Origin of the sequence: Colwellia sp. BRX10-9, from assembly GCF_014077405.1 — a bacterium.
Lineage (GTDB): Bacteria > Pseudomonadota > Gammaproteobacteria > Enterobacterales > Alteromonadaceae > Colwellia_A.
The window spans coordinates 1-1,224 of the sequence record NZ_JACGVV010000086.1 but is presented as its reverse complement, the minus strand read 5'-3'; the positions used below and the strand labels follow the sequence as shown (position 1 = coordinate 1,224).

1 protein-coding gene is annotated in these 1,224 nt (G+C 38.1%); it reads right to left on the bottom strand.

What is annotated here, in order from left to right; genetic code table 11:
• Positions 1–9 precede the first annotated feature (9 nt).
• Positions 10–1,170, bottom strand: coding sequence for an IS30 family transposase (locus H4J69_RS19575; RefSeq protein WP_182245199.1), 1,161 nt, complete (start codon positions 1,168–1,170; stop codon positions 10–12).
• Positions 1,171–1,224 lie beyond the last annotated feature (54 nt).

Genomic DNA, 1,224 nt, shown 5'->3' with positions numbered 1-1,224 from the left:
GCCTTGAGTTCAAATGATGGATGCAACACATAGATTAAAATTCTCTGCTGGTGTTTCATATTCTAACGTCTTTCTTGGTCTTTCGTTAAGTCTTCTCGCAACACTGCTTAACTTTTGTTGGCTGTGTATAGATAAATCAGTTCCTTTGGGGAAATATTGTCGGATTAGCCTATTAGTATTTTCATTTGATCCTCTCTGCCAAGGAGAATAAGGATCACAAAGATATACTGGAATTTTTGTCGCTATCGTAAATTCTTTGTGATTAGTTATTTCATAACCTCTGTCCCATGTGAGGGATTTATACATTTCTCTTGGTAACTTTTTAGCATTTTTTATTAATTCTTTTATGACCGTCTTAGTTTTACTATCCTGAACTTTAACAAGCATTACATAGCGTGAATGACGCTCTACAAGGGTTGCAATATAGCTATTATTACAACCTTTAATTAAATCTCCCTCCCAATGTCCAGGAACAACTCTATCTTCTACTGACTCAGGCCTTTCACCGATTGTGAGTCCATCTGATATTTTCCCATGTCCTTTATTTTTTAGTGTGGCGTGGCGGGAGTAGCGCATGATGCGCTTTGATCTTAAACATTTTTGTAGTTCTTTTTTTAATGCGCCCCTTGTTTGAATATACAACGTTTTATATATCGTCTCATGTGACACTTGAAAGTCTTCATTATTAGGATGAGTTCTTTGTAGCCAACCCGCTATTTGTTGTGGTGACCATGCGCACTTTAGTTTGCGAGCGACAATAAGAGTTAGCTTTTTATTTAATGCTAACTTACATGTTTTAGGTCGCTCTGCTCTTTTCCATGCAGCTTTATCTGCATGTGCAGCACGATATTTATCATAGCCACCGTTACGATTAATTTCACGGCAAATAGTTGATGGTGGACGGTTGAGCTTAGTAGCTATAGATCTCCTTGATAGGCTGGCTGAAATACCACGAGAAATCTCTTCACGTTCATCCAATGTTAAATGATTTTTTGCCCTTTGTTTGTTGTTAGGTCGTATACCTCCAGTCGCCGCTATAATGCGGGATATAGAAGGATGATGTCGGTCAAACAATCGAGCTATATCATTAAGCGTACTTCCTTGTTGGTATTTTTCCCACATTAATGCTCTTTGCTGAGCAGTATAGATAATACGAGTTCTTCTTTTCATAGCTGCGCTCCTTTGTTTAAGGATAGCATTGCATTGACCATTTGAACTCAAGGC